The sequence below is a fragment of the Amycolatopsis sp. NPDC039088 genome (assembly GCF_055598845.1).
On the sequence record NZ_JBVKAE010000008.1, the window covers coordinates 250,646 to 268,343 of the forward strand.

16 protein-coding genes are annotated in these 17,698 nt (G+C 67.6%); 12 read left to right on the plus strand and 4 right to left on the minus strand.

All coding sequences use genetic code 11. The annotated features are described in order from the left end of the window. Positions 1–32 precede the first annotated feature (32 nt). Together ACZ7KI_RS13310 and ACZ7KI_RS13315 are read left to right on the plus strand one after the other, a co-directional pair. On the plus strand, positions 33–659 hold the full coding sequence (locus ACZ7KI_RS13310; protein WP_470273395.1) for a TetR/AcrR family transcriptional regulator: 627 nt from the start codon (positions 33–35) through the stop codon (positions 657–659). Between the two features lie 6 nt (positions 660–665). After that, positions 666–2,963 (plus strand): ATP-binding protein, encoded by a 2,298-nt coding sequence (locus tag ACZ7KI_RS13315; protein WP_470273396.1) that lies wholly within the window; start codon positions 666–668, stop codon positions 2,961–2,963. A 24-nt stretch (positions 2,964–2,987) separates the two neighbouring features. Here ACZ7KI_RS13315 and ACZ7KI_RS13320 read toward each other — a convergent pair whose 3' ends face one another. From ACZ7KI_RS13320 to ACZ7KI_RS13330, 3 genes are all read right to left on the minus strand, one after another. Next, positions 2,988–3,686: an esterase/lipase family protein gene (locus ACZ7KI_RS13320; protein WP_470273397.1), complete on the minus strand. Its 699-nt coding sequence runs from the start codon at positions 3,684–3,686 to the stop codon at positions 2,988–2,990. 107 nt (positions 3,687–3,793) lie between these two features. Then, on the minus strand, positions 3,794–4,747 hold the full coding sequence (locus ACZ7KI_RS13325; RefSeq protein ID WP_470273398.1) for a hypothetical protein: 954 nt from the start codon (positions 4,745–4,747) through the stop codon (positions 3,794–3,796). Positions 4,748–4,981: 234 nt separating this feature from the next. Further along, positions 4,982–5,332 carry a helix-turn-helix domain-containing protein gene (locus ACZ7KI_RS13330; protein WP_465505668.1) on the minus strand — a complete coding sequence of 117 codons (351 nt, stop codon included), beginning with the start codon at positions 5,330–5,332 and terminating at the stop codon, positions 4,982–4,984. A gap of 146 nt (positions 5,333–5,478) precedes the next feature. Here ACZ7KI_RS13330 and ACZ7KI_RS13335 point away from each other — a divergent pair, with 146 nt between their 5' ends. The 7 genes from ACZ7KI_RS13335 (at position 5,479) to ACZ7KI_RS13365 (ending at position 12,703) form a co-directional block, all read left to right on the plus strand. Beyond that, positions 5,479–5,727 (plus strand): hypothetical protein, encoded by a 249-nt coding sequence (locus ACZ7KI_RS13335; RefSeq protein WP_470273399.1) that lies wholly within the window; start codon positions 5,479–5,481, stop codon positions 5,725–5,727. A 436-nt stretch (positions 5,728–6,163) separates the two neighbouring features. Next, positions 6,164–6,424, plus strand: coding sequence for a hypothetical protein (locus ACZ7KI_RS13340; RefSeq protein ID WP_465505667.1), 261 nt, complete (start codon positions 6,164–6,166; stop codon positions 6,422–6,424). Positions 6,425–7,092: 668 nt separating this feature from the next. Continuing rightward, complete coding sequence (locus ACZ7KI_RS13345) at positions 7,093–8,727, plus strand: fatty acyl-AMP ligase (RefSeq protein WP_470273400.1); 1,635 nt, start codon at positions 7,093–7,095, stop codon at positions 8,725–8,727. Further along, positions 8,720–8,983, plus strand: a complete 264-nt coding sequence (locus ACZ7KI_RS13350; RefSeq protein WP_470273401.1) for an acyl carrier protein — start codon at positions 8,720–8,722, stop codon at positions 8,981–8,983. Before ACZ7KI_RS13345 ends, ACZ7KI_RS13350 begins: the two co-directional genes overlap by 8 nt. Before the next feature lie 5 nt (positions 8,984–8,988). Next, a complete protein-coding gene (locus ACZ7KI_RS13355; RefSeq protein ID WP_016333370.1) occupies positions 8,989–9,300 on the plus strand; it encodes a hypothetical protein in 312 nt (103 codons plus the stop codon). Beyond that, positions 9,300–12,281, plus strand: coding sequence for a WXG100 family type VII secretion target (locus ACZ7KI_RS13360; RefSeq protein ID WP_470273402.1), 2,982 nt, complete (start codon positions 9,300–9,302; stop codon positions 12,279–12,281). The genes ACZ7KI_RS13355 and ACZ7KI_RS13360 overlap by 1 nt, the downstream gene beginning before the upstream one ends. Before the next feature lie 20 nt (positions 12,282–12,301). Beyond that, positions 12,302–12,703, plus strand: a complete 402-nt coding sequence (locus tag ACZ7KI_RS13365; RefSeq protein ID WP_470273403.1) for a hypothetical protein — start codon at positions 12,302–12,304, stop codon at positions 12,701–12,703. A gap of 4 nt (positions 12,704–12,707) precedes the next feature. Here ACZ7KI_RS13365 and ACZ7KI_RS13370 read toward each other — a convergent pair whose 3' ends face one another. Further along, positions 12,708–14,105, minus strand: a complete 1,398-nt coding sequence (locus tag ACZ7KI_RS13370) for a GntP family permease (RefSeq protein ID WP_470273404.1) — start codon at positions 14,103–14,105, stop codon at positions 12,708–12,710. A gap of 95 nt (positions 14,106–14,200) precedes the next feature. On the opposite strand from ACZ7KI_RS13370, the gene ACZ7KI_RS13375 reads away from it, so the two are divergent. From ACZ7KI_RS13375 to ACZ7KI_RS13385, 3 genes are all read left to right on the plus strand, one after another. Continuing rightward, positions 14,201–15,079 (plus strand): LysR family transcriptional regulator, encoded by an 879-nt coding sequence (locus ACZ7KI_RS13375; RefSeq protein ID WP_470273405.1) that lies wholly within the window; start codon positions 14,201–14,203, stop codon positions 15,077–15,079. A gap of 72 nt (positions 15,080–15,151) precedes the next feature. Further along, positions 15,152–16,201 carry a tartrate dehydrogenase gene (locus ACZ7KI_RS13380; RefSeq protein ID WP_470273406.1) on the plus strand — a complete coding sequence of 350 codons (1,050 nt, stop codon included), beginning with the start codon at positions 15,152–15,154 and terminating at the stop codon, positions 16,199–16,201. Positions 16,202–16,366: 165 nt separating this feature from the next. Further along, entirely contained in the window at positions 16,367–17,248 is an 882-nt protein-coding gene (locus tag ACZ7KI_RS13385) for a manganese catalase (RefSeq protein ID WP_470273407.1), read from the plus strand. Positions 17,249–17,698: the final 450 nt, after the last annotated feature.

The window sequence follows — 17,698 nt, forward strand, 5'->3', positions numbered from 1 at the left end:
GCGATCTCACCGCATTGACCAGGGTTCGCGCGGTGGAGCCGAAATTGCCGCCGGGGACCAGCACGGGTACCGAGCTGCGCATCCTCCTGGAATCGTTGCGCCTGTTCGCCTACCATGGCTATCCGGCCACCAGCGTGCGGAAGATCGCCACCGCGATCGGGATCAAGGCGCCCAGTCTGTACGAGCATTTCTCCGCCAAGGAGGACATCCTGACGCGGATAGTCCACATCGGACACAGTGCGCTGCTGACCTCGTTCGAGCGGACGATCGCCGAATGTGACCCCGACCCGGTGAGCCAGATCCGGGAACTGGTGCGTACCCATGTGCTCAACCACGTCACGTACCCGCTGCTGGCCATCGTCACCAACGACGAGTTGCACCACCTTTCCCCGGCGCGTGCCGAGGAGGTCCTCGCCTTGCGGCAACGTACCGAACAGATCGCTGTCGAGGTGGGTATCCGTGGTGTCGAACAAGGAGTGTTCGACGGCTCCGAGGTCGTCGCGACCACGGCGGCGATCGCGAGCATGGGTGTCCGGGCGCCGTACTGGTTCGTTCCCACCTCCGGCTACGGACCCGCCGACCTCGCCGACGCCTACGCCGAGCTGGCCATCCGGATGCTGCGGCCCGGGGACCCCTCGGGGCCGGACCGGTCGAGGTGACCGGCCATGTGGACCGATTCCCGCACCGGTGACGCGTCCCCAGCCTGGACGGAACTGGCCACCTACGTCGGCAGGCAGGAGGAGGGCGCCGAAGTACGCAGGCTGCTCGGGTCCGCGCGTCTGGTCACGTTGACCGGTCCGGGCGGGGTGGGGAAGACCCGTCTCGCCGAACAGGTCGCGGCCAGGATCTGCCGGGCGTTCGCCGACGGGGTGGTCGGCGTGCCGCTCGCCGAAGCGCGCGACGAGCGCCTACTCGCCGGGTTGATCGCGCACCGGCTCGGGCTGCACGACCGGTCGCTCCGACCCACCCTGCACACGGTCGCCGACTATCTGCGCGAGAAACAGCTACTGCTCGTGCTCGACAACTGCGAGCATCTCGTCGCGGGCTGCGCCGAGCTGGTCGCCATGCTCTTGCGCCACTGCCCGCGGCTGGTGGTGTTGTGCACCAGCCGGCGGTCCCTCGGCGTGACCGGTGAACACGTTCACGCCGTGCCGCCGCTGACCGTCCCATCCGGACACGTCACCTCCGCGCGGGAGCTCGCGGCCAGCGAGGCCGTCCAGCTGTTCGTCGATCGCGCCTGCTCGGTATTGCCCTCGTTCCGGCTCACCGACGACAACGGGCCGGACGTGGCCAAGGTGTGCCGTCAGGTGGACGGGCTGCCACTGGGTATCGAACTCGCCGCGGCCCGGATCCGGGCGCTGTCGCCGCACCAGATCGCACAGCGGCTCGAAGACCGCCTGGCAACGCTGAGCACCGGCTCACCCACCGTGCCCGAACGGCAGCGCACCCTGCGGGCGACGGCGGACTGGAGTTTCGCGTTGTGCACCGAGGCCGAGCGGGTGGTCTGGGCACGGTGCTCGGTGTTCGCCGGATCCTTCGACCTGGCCGCGGCGGAGTACGTCTGCGCCGGTGACGCACGCGGTGAGGACGTCCTCACCGCTGTCGACGGTCTTATCGACATGTCGGTGCTGCAGCGAGAGGACGCCGGTACGACCGTGCGTTACCGAATGCTGGAGACGCTGCGCGACTACGGTCACGAGCAGCTGGTGGCCCAGAAGGCGGATCGCGAGACCGCCCGTCGGCACCGCGACCACTATGACCGGCTGACCTGCGACGCCGACACCGAATGGTTCGGGCCACGCCAGCCCGCGTGGAGCGACCGGCTGCGCGCCGAACACGCGAACCTGCGTGTCGCGCTGACGTGGTCTCTCACTGAGCCCGGCGAAGCCGCTGTGGCGCTGCGCATGGCAACCCGGGTCTCCGAGTACTTCGTGATGAGCGGCGCCGCGCGCGAGGCCCGTGAGTGGATCGATCGCGCGCTGGCGGCCGTGGAGGAGGACGAGCCTGGGCGGGCGCTCGCGCTGAGCACGTCGGCACTGTGCGCGTTGTTCCATTCCGACCTGCCCTTGGCTCGTGCCCGGCTGGACGAAGCGGCGGCCCTCGACAGCGCGGCGGCCGAGGCGCATCTCGACTACGTGCGGAGCTTCGCAGCGATGCTGTGTACCGAGCCGACGGTGGAACTGGCCGCGAAGGCGGTGCGGGCCTTCGCCGAACGGGGCGAGGTCCGCAGGCAGATGCATCCGCTGTTCATCCTCGGTATCGCGGTGGCCTATCGCGGCGACCTCGACCTCGCGCGGGCCCTGCTGCGCTGGATGCTGTCGCTGTGCGAGGACGCCGGTGACAGCCACTACCGTTCGATGGCTCTCTTCGGAATCGGTGTCGTCGAGGTGTGGTTCGGCGACGCCGAGGTCGCTGAGACGGCGATGCGCGAGGCGCTGCGGATCGACCTGCGTGCCTGCGACAGGCTCTCCGCCGCGTACCGGGTCGACGGGCTGGCCTGGGTCGCGTCGCGGCAGGGCGGGAACACGCGGGCGGCAAGGCTTTTCGGTGCGGCGGCGACCATGTGGGAGCGCTGCGGAGCGACTCCCGACGTCGCCGTGTCGATTCCGCACCGGTGCTTCCGCGACGCCACCCGCGAGGCCCTCGGCGTCGAGCGGTTCGAGCGCGCGTTCGCCGAGGGACGCTCGATGACCCCGGCCGAAGCCGCCGGCGGCAGCGGTGACGACCACATCGAGGAGCCCCTGCGGCTCCCGCGTTCGTCGTCCCCGCTGACCCGCCGGGAAGCCGAGGTCGCGGATCTGGTCGCCGAAGGAATGACGAACCGGGAGATCGCGCGCCGTCTGGTCATCGCCCAGCGCACGGCCGACACGCACGTCCAGCACATCCTGACGAAGCTGGGTTTCGCGAACCGCACCCAGCTCACGGTCTGGGTCATCGAACGCCGTGCGGCCCACGAGAACTGATCCCGCGGGCCGCACGGCGTCCGATCACGACAGCGCCTGCACCACCAGATCGGCGACCTTGTCGTCGCGCAGCATCGCGAGGTGACTGACTCCGGGCACCTCGATGTTGTGCACGCCGTCCAGTTTCGAACTGGTGGCCGGGGTGACCACGCCGTCGTTCGGCGACCAGATGACGGTGCCCGCCACGTCGCCGGGCACCGCCTCGCCCGCGTTGAGTTTCGTCAGGAATCCGGAACCGGGCTGCATTTCACGGCAGGTGACCTGCCACGCGCAGAGACCGGCGTTGGCCGTGCCGTTGTTCGGTCCGGCCAGCGACACCCAGTCGTCCACCTTGCCGGCGCACGCGCCGTACTTGACGCAGTAACGGCTGTTGAGGCTGCCCATCGAATGGCCGACCAAGTCCACTTTCGACGCACCGGTGCGGCTCAGCACCTCATCGACCTTCGCGCCGAGTTGTTCCGCGGTGAGGACGTTGGACTGCGTCAAGGTGTTGTAGCCGAACGTGAAGACCTGATCGTCGCGGTACCCGGCCTGCTTCAACGAGGCCGTGAACTCGGTCCAGTTGCTCGGGCTGCCGAACAACCCGTGGATCAGGATCACCGGATCGCGTTCGGCGGCCGCCTGGGTTCCCGCCGCGGCGGGAACCCAGGACTGGACAAGGACCCCGGCGGTGGCCATGGCGGCCACCGCGAGGGCCGCCACACTGCGGCGCGCACGCTTCATGAGACTTTTCTCCTCGCACCTGGCCAAGACCCTCGCGGTCTCGGTCACAGGCACACACCGTCTCGTGATCGCGCGGCCGGGACATCGGCAGAACTACGGAGTTGTCCCTACGTAGGTGAAGGTGCCGTGCAGTTCTTCGGTGTACTCACATTGACCTTGGCCCCGGTGAACTCCTCGAGTATCGCGATGTTCTCCGGGGCGTAGTTCTTGGCGACGATCTTGTCCACGTCCGCACTGCCGAGTTTGGCGGCATAGGACGCGGATTGATCGAGCCAGTACGCCGACCGCAGGAACTCGATGAGCACCAGTTCGCGCAGCGCGGGGTCGGCCTTGATCTTGGTCCAGTAGTCGGCATGCTTCGTCTTGGCCGTGCGCAGGTAGAGCAGAAGATAACGAATGTTGGTGGCGACGATGTCCCTGGAATTGCTCGCTCCCACGCCTTGGATGTATTCGGCGACGACAGTCGCCGCGGGCAGTCCCATGAGCCCGGCGTTGAGTTCGGCGAGGACTCCCTGGAGGCGATACGTTCCCTGCTGCGCGTCCCGCAGGTAGATGTCGTCCATGGAGGAGGTGAGCTTGTCCGTGATCAGCGGCAGGATTTCGCGGCGGGGGAACCCGCCGTACAGAGGCACCTTCATCGCCTTTCGGGACGCGTTGATCCACGCGGACATGTAGACGTCCCACGACGTTCTCGACGGATCCAGGTCCCACATATGGGTTTCCTCGTGGATCGCCACCATCAGTGATTCGGCGAGGGCGTTGAAACTGGATTTCTCGACGAACTGGCTGAAATACTTGTCATTGGCTTGAGCGGTCGCGAGGCCTTCGCCGCTGGGCCAGCGTCGTTTGTACACGGCTTGGATCGTCTGCAACCACTTCGAAGACTGGAAACCGGCCTTGATGTCGCTTACATCGGCCTTTGGCTGCACGGGTTCTTCGTAGCAGAACGCGGCGCGCGGCCCGCCGGTGTTCGAAGCGGGTTGCGCGGCGGCGACGGGAAACTGGACGAGGGACAAGGCGAGGCAAGCGGACAGCAGTGAAACGCGGAATTCGCGGCGCATGAGGGACCTCGGTTCACGGTAGGACTTCCGTGGGTCAAGACGGGAAGTGTCTCCTACTCGGCACCGTCGTCTCAATGATATCGCTTCGTATACGACTGGACAGCCTAGGTGTTACGGCGGCGTACGGAGGAGCGAACTGCCGCCCGGCACTCACGAGCGCGTTCGAGTCCCCGGACATGCGAACGGCACGCGGCGCTGGAGCCGCGTGCCGAAGGGGTGGAGAGAAATGGTTCGTCAGTCGCGCGTGTTGCCCTCGTTGGCGAGACCTTGGGATCGGTTGAGGTTCTGGGCTTCGTGGAGCTGGTCTTCGAGGGTGACGATGCGGCAGGCGGCGTCGATGGCGGTGCCCTGGTCGACCATTTCCCGCACCCTGGCGGCCAGGCGCAGCTGGTGCCGGGAGTAGCGGCGGTGCCCGCCGGCGGATCGTTGCGGGGTGATCAAGCCGGCCTCGTCGAGGCTGCGCAGGAAACCTTGGGTCGTGCCGAGCATGTCGGCGGCCCGGCCCATGGTGTACGCGGGATAGTGCTCGTCGTCGAACCTGTCGGCCCCGCTGGGCGTGGCCGGTCCTTCTTGGTCAGGGATCATTCCACCTCCACATCACGAAGGACCCCGGGTGCCGAACGGCACCCGGGGTCCTCAGGGTTGGGTTTCACCATTGTCAACCGGCGTGTTGCCCGGCTTCCTGCACCCGCGTCCGTCGAAAAACCGGACGTTGCGGGGATCGCTCATTCGTGACCGAGAACCACCTCCGAACTCGATGGAACTACGGCACCCGCGCGGCGCTATCCGGCCGCTGCGGGCGATCCAATGATGATGCCGTTCCCTTCTTTCCTGTGTTTTCCACTTACTGGGTACTGCAACTTCAACTGCTGGTACTGCGACTGCTGATACTGCAACTTCAACTGCTGATACTGCAACTTCAACTGCTGGTACTGCGACTTCACCTACTGCGAGCGTCACTGCTGGAACCCTTTCACTGATCGGTCCCAGCACGCTGACGCCGCTGGTCACTGGCCGGAGCCCCGTTCACTGATCGGCTCCGGCCACCTGACCGGTCCTGCAACTGCACTTGCCTACTGCTGATACTGCTCAACTTCTGGTACTGCAACTTCTGGTACTGCCGGTACTTCGATACTGCTGCTCCAGGACCGGTACTACCTGGCAAAACCTCTTCACAACACGGTCCTTGAGTACTGCTTCCGGTCACCAGCCGGAACCTGTTCCTTGATCGGCTCCGTCCTGCCTGACCGCCTTGTCTCACCTCGCGGGTAGTTACGTTCTCTCCCGCGCCTGCTTGACGTTGTCTCTCTCGGTACAAGGAGAACACTACACACACCCGTCGTTGAATGTCTACTCCGCTCAGCATAGATTTTCTGCGGCGTGTCGGACGGAGTACGGGAAGAGGGGCTCACGGGCATGAGTGACGAGGTCATGCGGGATCCGCTCGACGAGCGTTACGGCCTCGTCGGTGTGCGTGACCTGGAGGAGTACGCCGAGGCCTTGACCCTGCTGCTGGAGCGGGGACGCCGGGAACGGTTCGCGGCGTTGTTGTCGGAGGCCGAGGCCTACGCGGCGGCGGAACTGCTGGGCCGCTTCGCGCAGCTCGACCCCCGCGGGGCGCTGAACCAGCTGGCCGCGTCACTGGCGAGCCGCCTCTACAGCCGTCTCGGCGCCTGAACGCTCCGGGGAAGGCCTCTTTCCCTACGCTCACGGTCAGGGGCGCGTTAGATGACCCGAAATCCACACACCCCCTCACCCCCGCGACACGTTCACCCATCCCAACCAGACCCCTGAGCGGGGAAGATTCCGGCCGTTGGACGTCCGGATTCTTCCCCGCTCGGGGGTCTGCCGGAGGTCATGGCCGACCTGACGTTGATCAACGGAGGATCGGGGACACTCAACGATGCTGTTGGTTTATTCGTGTTGAGCGCAGGATCCCCTGGTCGTCGCGTGCTCTGAGGGAGGACCTGCGTGATCGGATGGCGATCTCGTGTGCTTGAAGGGACGACACGCGTGATCAGACGGAGGGCACCTGTGTCCAGACAGACGACACGCGGCGGAACCCGGCTGCACGCGTGCCGTCCGTCCAGACACGCGTGTCCTCCGTCTGATCACGCGTGTCCTCCGTCTGATCACGCGAAACCGCCCGAACCCGAATAAACCAACAGCATCACTCAACGTCCCCAATCCTCCGTCGTCGATCCCGGCATCCGCTGAACCGGCATCCCGGCGCAGGCCATGCGCAGGAAGACCCTGATGCTCAAGGTAGGGAAGGAGGCCTTCACGGACTTGCCACCCGGGCCTCACCGGAACGGCCCGGATCACTCACGAGTAGGTTGCCGCCGGTGGATGTTCCGGAGCAGGTTCTGCGCACCTCGATCATCGAGCGGTTGTTCGCCCGCGCCGCCGATCCGCGTCCGCTGTTCACGCATCAGGACCACAGCGTCGGGGTGGACACCACGCTCACCTGGACGGAGTTCGTCTCCCGGGTGCGGGAAGTCGCGGGGACGCTGCGCCGGATCACGCGGCCGGGTGATCGCGTCGCCGTGCTCACCGGGCAGGACCTGAACTACCCCCTCGCCTTCTACGGGGCGCTCGCCGCCGGGCTGGTGGCGGTGCCGTTGATGGCGCCGGGCAGCCGCGCTCAGCGAGGCAGGCTCACCGGTGTCCTTGCCGACTGCGACGCACGGGTCTGGCTGACTTCCTCGGCCGCCGCCGCGAAAACGCGGGAAGCCGGGACACCCGAACATCTCGTGGTGGTCGACGAACTTTCCGGGCCTGGCGCCGATCCGCTCCCGGTCACACCGGAAAGCCCCGCGTATCTGCAGTACACGTCCGGGTCGACGCGGGAACCCGCCGGTGCGGTGATCCCGCACCGCGCGGTCGCCGCGGCCTGCTGGCAGGCGAGCCGGGCCTACGCCGTCGACGAGGGCACGACCTGTGCCGGCTGGATCCCGTTCTTCCACGACATGGGCCTGATCCAGCTTCTGTGCCTGCCGGTCTTCGCCGGCGCGCGATCGGTTTTCATGGCGCCCGCGGAATTCGTGCACAAGCCCGCGAGATGGCTGCGTCAGCTGGCGGATCATCCGGCCGTGTTCACCGCCGCGCCGAACTTCGCGTTCGACCTCGCCGCCGACGCCGCGGGGGAGGCGGGCGACGACCTCGACCTTTCGGACGTGCGTGTCGCGCTCAACGGCAGTGAACCGGTGCGGCCAAGCACGATCGCGCGGTTCCACGAGGTCTTCGGACCGCGTGGGTTCCGGCCCGAAGCCCATCGGCCGTCCTACGGCCTGGCCGAGGCGACCGTGTACGTGTCGAGCGCGGACGAGACGGGACCTCGGAGCGCGGTGTTCGACCGCGAGACCCTCGCGCAAGGCCGGGCGAGGGAGGTACCGGACGGCAAGGAACTCGTTTCGGTCGGCCGCCCGCTCGGACAGCGGGTCCGGATCGTCCGCGACGGGATGGCGCAGCCGGACGGCACGGTGGGGGAGATCTGGATCCACGGCCCGAACGTCGCGGCGGGCTACTGGGGGCGCGGCGACGCCGCCGCGTTCGAGGCCGAACTCGAAGGGATTCGCGGCTGGCTGCGGACCGGGGATCTGGGTGTCTTCCACCGCGGCGACCTCTACATCACCGGCAGGCTCAAGGATCTCATCGTCATCGACGGACGCAATTTCCACCCGCAGGACATCGAGGCCGTCGCCGGCGAAGCACATCCGGCGATCCGCCGCGACCGCGTCGTCGCTTTCGGCGTGTCGGACGAAAGGGGCGAAGGGGCAATGGTGGTAGCCGAATGGGCAAAAAACGCCGAAGCCGATGTCAAAGAAGTAACGAGGATGGTATTGCGGGAAGTGTCCCGCGAACATGATCTGACGTTGCGTTCTGTCCGTGTGGTTCCCTCCGGTGACCTTCCGCGCACTTCCAGTGGCAAGGTGGCGCGTGCGGCGGCGAAGGCACGTTATAGTCGGCGCCGTGGTTGATCACCGCGCGGAGGTCGTGAAAGTCGTCAGCGAGACTTTTCGGCTTGATCCCGCCGAAATCGAGCTCGACGCACCGCTGGAAGAGCTGGGCGTCGACTCCAAGGGACGGATAAAACTCCTGTCGGCGCTGGAGATCTACCACAACGTGAGAATCGACCTCGACCAGCTGGACCGGTTCACCGACATCGGGTCGGTGGCCGAAGTTCTCGCCGAGGCACTCGGTGACAAGGCCGGCGGATCCGACGAAAGGCGCTGAAAAGAATGAGCGGGGGCTTCACCGCGGCGACCGATGCGCTTTCATCGGCGTCGAAGAACATCGGAAAGCTGACGGAACAGTTGTTGGAAGACAACCCGGATCTGTCGAGCACACCGGTGAACGCGGCCGGCTTCGGCCAGGCGCACGGCGATCACGCGAAGAAGTACACCGACGGCGTCGCGGCGTTGTGGGCGTCGGTTCAGGGGTACAGCACCACGCTCGGCTCGTTCGGCACGAACCTCGGCACCGCCGGCACCGCCTACGGCACCAATGAGGACGAACAGAAGAACAAGATCACCAAGACGGGGATGCGCTAGTGGCCATCGAAACCTCCTGGACCGACGTCAAAGCCGTCCTCGACGACCCGGCCGTTCCCGCCGAGAAGAAGACCCAGCTCATCGGCTCGTGGATGCGGACGCATCCGGCGCCCCCGCCGTGGACGGCGGACCAGGAGCCGGAGGAGATCAAGCAGAAGCGCAAGGAAGCCGAGAAGTACATGGCTTCCTACAACGCCTATCCGTTCATGCCCTATGACGACGACGTCGACAAGGTGTTCAAGGACGCGAAAGGCGCGGGCGATCAGGCCAGCTTCAACCGGAAGGCGGAGAAGAAGGCCGTCGACGAAGGCAACAAGAAACTCGACGACACCAAGGAACCCACCGCGGAGGGCGCCGGGACCAAGACGTCGGACGAGATCTTCGACGCCGCCGCGCCCGCCCTCAAGGTTTTCGAGACCTTCGGCTCGCTGCTGGCGAAGCTCCCGGAGGACTGCCGGGGCACCACTCGCGCGCTCGATTTCGAGAAGGACATCAAGAAGCCGTTCGACGAGCAGCGCGGTATCAGCTTCAAGAACTTCGTCGACGACGCCGCCCACTTCAAGACCGGTTCGAAGACCGTCCAGAAGGCCATCGACGACACCGGTTCCCAGCTGAACACCCTGTACGGGACCTGGACCGGGAAGGCCGCGGACGCTTCCTCGGACAACTACAACGAGAAGATCCTCCCCAAGGCCAAGAAGCTCTCCCAGACGCTGGACAACGCGAGCGAAGCGACGCTGCACACCACCGCCACGGTGTTCAAACTGTGCAAGGGCAAGGCCGACACGGTCATCGACCTCTACAAGGAGATCGTCGGCAAAGCGGACTTCCCGATGGCGCAGAAGGTCATCGCCATCGCCGCCGGTGAGAAGAGCGGTAAAGAGGACCTCGGCGCGATCGCGGGCTGGATGGACGTCAACTTCGGCTCCAACCTGGTCCAGCAGCTGAACAACGACGGCTGCTGCGACGACGACGAGTTCAAGAAGGCGGGCCAGGACCTCGCCAAGCAGTGGATCCAGAGGCAGTTCATCCCGGAGATGTGGGACATCATCTACCAGGGATTCGCCAAGTCCTGCAAGGAAACCAAGGATTTCGTCAACCAGGCCTACGACGAGCTCGACAAGATCATGGGCAAGGTCAAGAACGAGTTCGAAGGCGGGGACAAGGGCGGCGCGGGTGGTGCCGGTGGCGCCGGTGGCGGTACGGGCGGTGGCCCTGGCGGCGGTTCGGGTAACGGCGGTCCCGACTTCACCGGTGGATCCGGCGACGGTCCGGGTGGGTCCGGCAAGGGCGGCGGTCAGGGCGGCGGGCCCGGTGGCGGCTCCGGCGGTGGCCCGGACTTCACCGGTGGCGGCTCGGGCGGTTCCGGTGGGGGACCTGGCGGTGGCTCCGGTGACGGCTCTGGCACCGGCGGTTCCGCTGGGGGACCGGGCGGTGGCACCGATCCGGCAGACCAGCCCAAGCCTCCGCCGATCCCGGAAGTGAACCTTCCGCAGGGCGGCGGCCCCGGTGGTGGAACGCCGGGCGGTGGCGGATCCGGTTCCGGACCGGACGCGCCCAAGGACGAGACGTCGCCCTCGAGTTCGGCTCCGTCGTCGTCCGGCGACGAGCAGAAAGCGGCCGCCGAAGAGGCGAAGAAGCAGGCCGCGGCGGCTGCCGAAAACGCGAAGAAACAAGCTTCCGAGGCGCTGGGCAAGCTGGGCGACGGTCCCGCCGGTGGCGAGCTGGGCGGCTCCGGCCCGGGTGGTTCCGGTCCGGGCGGCGGCCCCGGTGGTGGTCTGGGCGGGGTCGGTGGCAGCACGGACGCGGCCGCCGAAGCCAAGGCGGCGGCCGAGAAGGCCACTGAAGAGGCGAAGAAGCAGGCTTCCGAGGCACTCGGCAAGCTCGGTGACGCCCCCGGCGGCATGGGCGACAGCGACGTCAAGGACCCGGACGGCAAGGACACCGACGCCAAGGAGTCCGCCGAAAAGGCCGCCGACGAGGCGAAGAAGAAGGCCTCCGAACAGCTGGACAAGCTCGGCGACGACCTGCCCGGCGCGGACGGCGACAAGGTGGACGGCGACAAACCCGGTGCGGACGGCGACAAGGCCGAAGACGGCGAACGCGAAACCCTGAAGGTCAAGCAGGGCGACAAGACCTTCGAGATGACCGAGCCGGACAAAGACGGCGAGATGGAGATCAAGGTCGGCGACGGTTCCGGGCCTGCCAAGGACTTCAAGCTCGACTGGACCGGCGACGGCGACGAGTCCAAGCTGGGCTCCGCACCGGGGTCCGACGACGGGAAACCGGACAAGGACGGCGTGCACCGCCCCGGTCCGGACGGCAAGATCCACATCCAGGACGGCGATGTGAAGATCACCGCCGAACGTCCCGACGGTCCGTCCGGTCCGACGGTCGTCACCGTCGACGACGGCACCGGCAAACCGACCACGTACACCCTCGGCGAGGACAATCCCCGCACGGACAAGGCCGCGCACCCGCTCAGCCCCATGACCGGAACGGTGCAGTCGGAGCCCCGTCCTGGGCTGGCCCCGCATGGCGTCGCTCCCTCCGTCGGTCTCGACGGTGACAGCGGCGGTAGCAGTCACGGTGGTGCCGGTGGCGGTGGTGGTGCCGGCGGTGGCGGTGGCGGTGGCTCCGCGGTCGCGACCCCGTTCGAAACCGGGACTCCCGCGGCGAGCCAGCCCTTGACCGAAGGCGTGCACACCGGCGGCGGGGCACAGCAGCCGCAGCACGTGGCTTCGACCGGCGCGCCCGCCGCGGTGGGCGGGCCGGCCGGTCAGTCGTTCGGCGGTGGTGCGATGCCGCCGATGGGTGGCATGGGCGGCGGTGGCGCGGGCGGCGGAGGCGGCGACCAGGAGCGCACCAACCGCGCGTACCGGATCGAGGGCGAGGTGTTCGACCAGATCAACGAGCCCACCGGCCGGATCACCGGTTCACTGCTGGACGACGAGGATCAGCCTGCCGCCCGCAAGCGGTGAGCCGGAGCAGGGGAGAACAGATGAGCGCCGATGACACCTCCGGGATGAAGGCGACCCTCGACGGTCTCGTCCGTGAGCAGGCGGAGCGCCGGGCACTGCGGGATCAACGAGCCGAGGAGATCAAGGCCCGCTCGCAGGAGTTCATGACCAAACAGGTCCAGACCGCCCAGCGCTATGTCGAGCACCGGCGGGAATTGGGACAGCGCAAGACGAAGTCCGGCTGGAGCACCGACCGGTCGCACGCGGAGCCGGGTGCCGGGTCGGCGTTCGAGGACACGCCGAGGTTCGACGACGCCCCGTTCACCCCGGAGTCGCCTCCCGCCCGCACCGGACGGGACGCGCCCCGGCGGGCTCCCCGGCCCCGGCCGATGCCGGCGGACGACGAAGACGACGCCTTCCTCAACAACCGTTGGCGTGAATGACCCATCAGACGGCGAGGTCGAGCAGCAGCACGAGCGGAAGCGAGATCACCGAGGCCAGTGACATGGCGACGGTGTGGGTCTTGAACGTGCCCCGGGTGCTCAGCCCGAGCAGCGATTGGAACATCCAGAAGAAGTTGCTGCTGACGTGCGGAAGGAACAGCGCGCCAGAGCAGGCCGCGAGGGCGACCAGCACCACCGGGACGCCCAGTGAGCCCGCGATCGGCGCGAGGATGCCTGCCGCGGTGATCGCCGAGATCGAGATGGACCCCATCGCGATGTGCAGGATGGCGGCGATCAGCCAGACGAGGACCAAGGGCGGCAGGAATCCGGTGCTGAACGAGCTCGCCAGGACATCTCGCAGTCCCGATTTCCCGATCACCTCGGCGACCGAGCCGGAGAGCCCGGACAGCACGAGAATGGGCCCGGCCATCGCCAGCGCCTTGCCGACGGCGGCCTCGGCCTGCTGACGGGGGAGGACGCGCCGGGCGAGCAGAAACGCGAGCCCGGCGCCGATCGCCATCGCGATCATCGGCTCACTCAGCAGTGAGACCGGCCCCAGCGGGAACCGGAAGGCTTTGGCGAGCGCGCCGAGGGCGATCAGCGACAGCGTCACCAGTACCGGCGAGACGGACAGCGCGAGAGGTGGCTGCCGCCTTTTCTCGTCCGGTTCCTGGACGACGGCGACAGCGTGATCGCTCGCCGTTTCCAGCTCGTCCGCGGCCGGATTCCAGCGCAGCGCCCGGCGCAGCAGCAGGCTGAAGACCAGCGTGGTGAGCACGGCCGTGGGGACGCCGACGGCCAGCCCGAACAGGAACATTTCACCGAGTGGCACGCCGAGAAGGCCCGCGACGGCGAGCGCGGCCACCCCCGGCACGACGAAGACCAGGCCGACCTCGATCCCGGCGGTCAGCGCACCACCCATGAGCGCGACGCCCCGGCGCCCCAGACGGACGCCGAGGCGCCGGGCCAATGGCGCGGTGAGCACCAGCACGACGTCGGAATAGATGGAGGTGAACACGGTCGACAGCGACACGGCGAACACCATCGGGACCCGTTTCTCGCCGAAGATCCCCAGCAGCCGCTCCAAGACGCGGTGCAGGGTGTCCGTGGCGGTGAGCAGCGAGCCGATGACCACGCCGAAGGTGATGAGCAGGCCGATCTCGGCCATCACCTCACCGAACCCGGTGGCCAGTGCTTCGGTCGTCCCGCTCGCCCCGAGTCCGGTGGCCAGCCCCAGATAGGTGGCGCCGAGCACCAGGCCGAAGATCGGCGGGGTCTTGAGCCAGGTGATCAGCACGACGATGCCCACGATGGCGATACCGGTGTGGGCAAGGAGCCAGGCATCGGACACGGTGCCCTCCTCGGAACTCGCGACCGGGACGGCGCCGGTGCCGCCCCTCATGGCGACTCAGTAAGCCCCGCCGCCGGGCCGCCGGTCCAAGACCGGGATGCTGGCAAGGTGATAGGCCCCGGCTATCGACCATGAGGAGGCCCGGCGTGGACGCTCGTCAGTTGAGGTATTTCCTGGCCGTCGTCGACGCCGGAAGCGTCCACCGGGCCGCGGAACGGCTTTATGTCGCCCAGCCCTCGGTCTCCCAAGCCCTGCGCGCACTCGAGCGGGACCTGGGCAGCCTGCTGTTCCACCGGACCGGTCGTCGTCTGGTGCTGACCGCCGCGGGACACGCCCTCGTCGCGCCCGCTCGCGAGGTCATGCGCGGGCTGGATCTCGCCCGCGCCACGGTGGAAGCCGTCGACGGCCTCCTCGGCGGCGAGCTGGTCATCGCCTCGATGCCGTCGCAGTCGGTCAGTCCGCTCGCCGGGCTGATCGCCGCTTTCACCGCCGTCAACCCGCTCGTGCGGATCTCGGTCCGCGCGGCGAGCACACCTGCCGATGTGGGGAGGATGCTCACGACCGGCGACGCCGAACTCGGGGTGATGGCGGCATCGCCATCGACAACGTCGTTGCCGGGCTTGGTGGCACTACGCCTGGAGACCCAGCGCTTCGCCGTGCTGGGCCGCGACGAGGCGGCTCTGCCTCCCGGCGATCCGGTCCGGCCGGCCGACCTCGCCGGAGCCGCGCTCATCGTCGGCCAGCCGGGCACGGGCATGCGCGCGGTCGCCGACGCCGTACGCATCGAGGCCGCGGGCAGCCGGTTCGTGGTCGAGGTGGAACACCGGGAAGCCGTCCTGCCCCTCGTCCTCGCCGGAGTGGGGATCGCGGTGGTCAGCGACTCCTGGCGCGCGCTGGCCCGAGCGGCGGGCGCCGCCGTGCGTGCGTTGGACCGCGCCGATTCCCTGGAGGTGTCGCTGGTGTCCCGGCCGGGACGGCTGAGCCCGGCCGCCGCGGCTTTTCACGCACTGGCGGATGGCAACTGATAGGCGCAGCCTTTCAACGAGGCAAGAACTGCGTCTTGGACGGACCCGCCCGGCTCGTCGTCCACTGGACCCATGATCAGCTACCGCATCGCGCTCATCCCCGGCGACGGCATCGGCACCGAGGTGCTTCCCCCGGCTCAGGCGGTGCTCGCCGCCGTCGGCAGGCGGCACGGGATCGAGTTCACCTACGACTCCTTCGACTGGTCCTGCGAGCGCTACCTGGCCGAGGGCACGATGATGCCCGCCGACGGCCTCGACCGGATCCGGCGGCACGACGCGGTCCTGCTGGGCGCGGTCGGCTGGCCCGGCGTACCGGACCACGTTTCGCTGTGGGGGCTGCTGATCCCCATCCGGCGCGGCTTCCGGCAGTACGTCAACCTGCGTCCGGTGAAAGTGCTCGACGGGGTGCCGAGTCCGGTGCGCGGCGCCGGAGACGTCGATCTGGTGGTGGTGCGGGAAAACGTCGAGGGCGAATATTCCGAGATCGGCGGACGTCTCGGCCGCGGCACCGACGACGAACTGGCGGTACAGGAGGCGGTGTTCACCCGCAAGGGCGTCACTCGCGTCGTCGAGTACGCCTACGCGCTGGCCGGTGAGCGCGGGCACCACGTGACGTCGGCGACGAAGAGCAACGGGATCGTCCACACCATGCCGTTCTGGGACGAACTGGTGGAAGAAGTGGCCCTGCGGCACCAGGACGTACGCACCGACAAGGAGCACATCGACGCGCTCGCCGCCAAAATCGTCCTGGCCCCAGAGCGGTTCGACGTCATCGTCGCTTCCAACCTTTTCGGTGACATCCTCAGCGATCTGGCCGCCGCGGTGGCCGGGAGCATCGGCGTCGCGCCCGCCGCGAACCTCAATCCGGAGCGGGAATTCCCGTCGATGTTCGAGCCGGTGCACGGTTCCGCTCCCGACATCGCCGGACAGGGCAAGGCCAATCCGCTGGGCGCACTGTGGTCGGCGGCGATGATGCTCGACCATCTGGGTCATCCTGAGGCGAGTGCGGAATTGCTGACCGCCGCGTTCGGCGCCTTGTCCGACGGCATTAGCACCGCTGACCTCGGCGGTACCGCGGACACCGCCGGGTACACCCGCGCGGTGCTGGACCGGGTGGGATGAACGCCTTGGTGTGAAGGGGCGCGCCGTGGGTACCCGGCGAACTGTTCGCCTGGTTCCGGGCTGGAGACAGCCGTCCCGGAGCCGTCCCCGACCTTTCGCCAGCGCTCCCGCCGGAGGAAACCGCGTCCTCGCGGTGCGGTCCGGCGAGCGCTCATGGAGGTGTTCATGTTCCGCCATACCAAACTTCTTCAGTTCGAAGCCAAGCCCGAGAAGCCCGACCCCGTCTACGCCCGCAAGCTCCAGGAGCTGATCGGCGGCGCGTACGGCGAGATGACCGTGACCATGCAATACCTGTTCCAAGGGTGGAATTGCCGGATCGAGGGCAAGTACAAGGACCTGATCATGGACACGGCCACCGAGGAGATCGGGCACGTGGAGATGCTCGCGACGATGGTCGCCCGGTTGCTGGAGGGAGCACCCGCCACCGAGACGGCCGAAGCGGCCAAGGATCCGGTGACGGCGGCCATCCTCGGCGGGATGGATCCGCAGCAGGCGATCGTCGCCGGCGGCGGCGCGCTGCCCAACAACAGCCAAGGGGTGCCGTGGAACGGCGGCTACATCGTGGCGAGCGGGAATCTGCTCGCCGACTTCCGCGCGAACGCGGCGGCGGAGGCGCAGGGCCGGTTGCAGACGGCGCGGTTGTACAACATGACCGACGACCCCGGCGTGAAGGCGATGCTGCAGTTCAACCTCGCCCGTGACACCGTGCACCAGAAGCAGTGGCTGGCGGCCATCGAAGAACTCGAAGCGGACGGCCTGGAAGGCCCCCTCGCGCCGAACGCGTTGTTCGACGAAGAGAACCAGGAACACAACAACACGGTGTGGGGCCTCTCCGACGGCACGGACGGAAGCAACGCGGACTGGAGCTTCGGTGGCGAAGAGATCGAATACCTGACCGACCCGGAGCCGCTCGGCGGTCCGGGTACGGCGCCCAAGCCAGATCCGGCCCTTTACGGCACCTACGCGCCGATCCAGGACGCCGTCGGCACGGTCAAGGGCAAGGCCAAGGAGGCGAAGGCCAAGGCCACCAAGAAGAGCAAGCGTTAGGCGAAGCCGCGTAGCCTCAAGTCAGGAAAGTCCGTGAAGGCCTCCTTCCCTACCTTGAGCGTAGGGTCCTGGCGAAGTCGCATAATCGCTGTTCGGCTCCATTGCTAGAGCGGGTCAAGGCGAACGTGTCGTGGCGTACCCGGCGGGAGCGGGTTCACGCAAAAGGGGCCTCACCTGGCTCCCGACTGTCCATAAGGGACACTTCTCGGGGCAAATGTGCCCGCTTTGGGCGAGTTGCGGGGTGTGGTGAGGGGGTCGTGAGTGATGTGGGTCGTTCTATTGATGGGTAGGGCAAAGGTGGCGGGTTGGGATCTGGTCCGTGAAGGACTCCTTGAGGGACTCTGGGTCCCTCAAGGAGTCCTTCACGGACGCGAGGAACGCCCCGCACCTCGCCGCGCCGGATCGCGATCAGGGGGCGAAACGCAAGTGCGCCCGGAGCGCGTTTAGCGG

What these genes read in the sequence shown, in the direction of transcription:
- ACZ7KI_RS13320 (WP_470273397.1), bottom strand. Translation starts at nt 3,686, where the DNA reads ATGAAGCGTGCGCGCCGCAGTGTGGCGGCCCTCGCGGTGGCCGCCATG.
- ACZ7KI_RS13315 (WP_470273396.1), top strand. Translation starts at nt 666, where the DNA reads ATGTGGACCGATTCCCGCACCGGTGACGCGTCCCCAGCCTGGACGGAA.
- ACZ7KI_RS13370 (WP_470273404.1), bottom strand. Translation starts at nt 14,105, where the DNA reads ATGAGGGGCGGCACCGGCGCCGTCCCGGTCGCGAGTTCCGAGGAGGGC.
- ACZ7KI_RS13340 (WP_465505667.1), top strand. Translation starts at nt 6,164, where the DNA reads ATGAGTGACGAGGTCATGCGGGATCCGCTCGACGAGCGTTACGGCCTC.
- ACZ7KI_RS13385 (WP_470273407.1), top strand. Translation starts at nt 16,367, where the DNA reads ATGTTCCGCCATACCAAACTTCTTCAGTTCGAAGCCAAGCCCGAGAAG.
- ACZ7KI_RS13325 (WP_470273398.1), bottom strand. Translation starts at nt 4,747, where the DNA reads ATGCGCCGCGAATTCCGCGTTTCACTGCTGTCCGCTTGCCTCGCCTTG.
- ACZ7KI_RS13380 (WP_470273406.1), top strand. Translation starts at nt 15,152, where the DNA reads ATGATCAGCTACCGCATCGCGCTCATCCCCGGCGACGGCATCGGCACC.
- ACZ7KI_RS13355 (WP_016333370.1), top strand. Translation starts at nt 8,989, where the DNA reads ATGAGCGGGGGCTTCACCGCGGCGACCGATGCGCTTTCATCGGCGTCG.
- ACZ7KI_RS13330 (WP_465505668.1), bottom strand. Translation starts at nt 5,332, where the DNA reads ATGATCCCTGACCAAGAAGGACCGGCCACGCCCAGCGGGGCCGACAGG.
- ACZ7KI_RS13365 (WP_470273403.1), top strand. Translation starts at nt 12,302, where the DNA reads ATGAGCGCCGATGACACCTCCGGGATGAAGGCGACCCTCGACGGTCTC.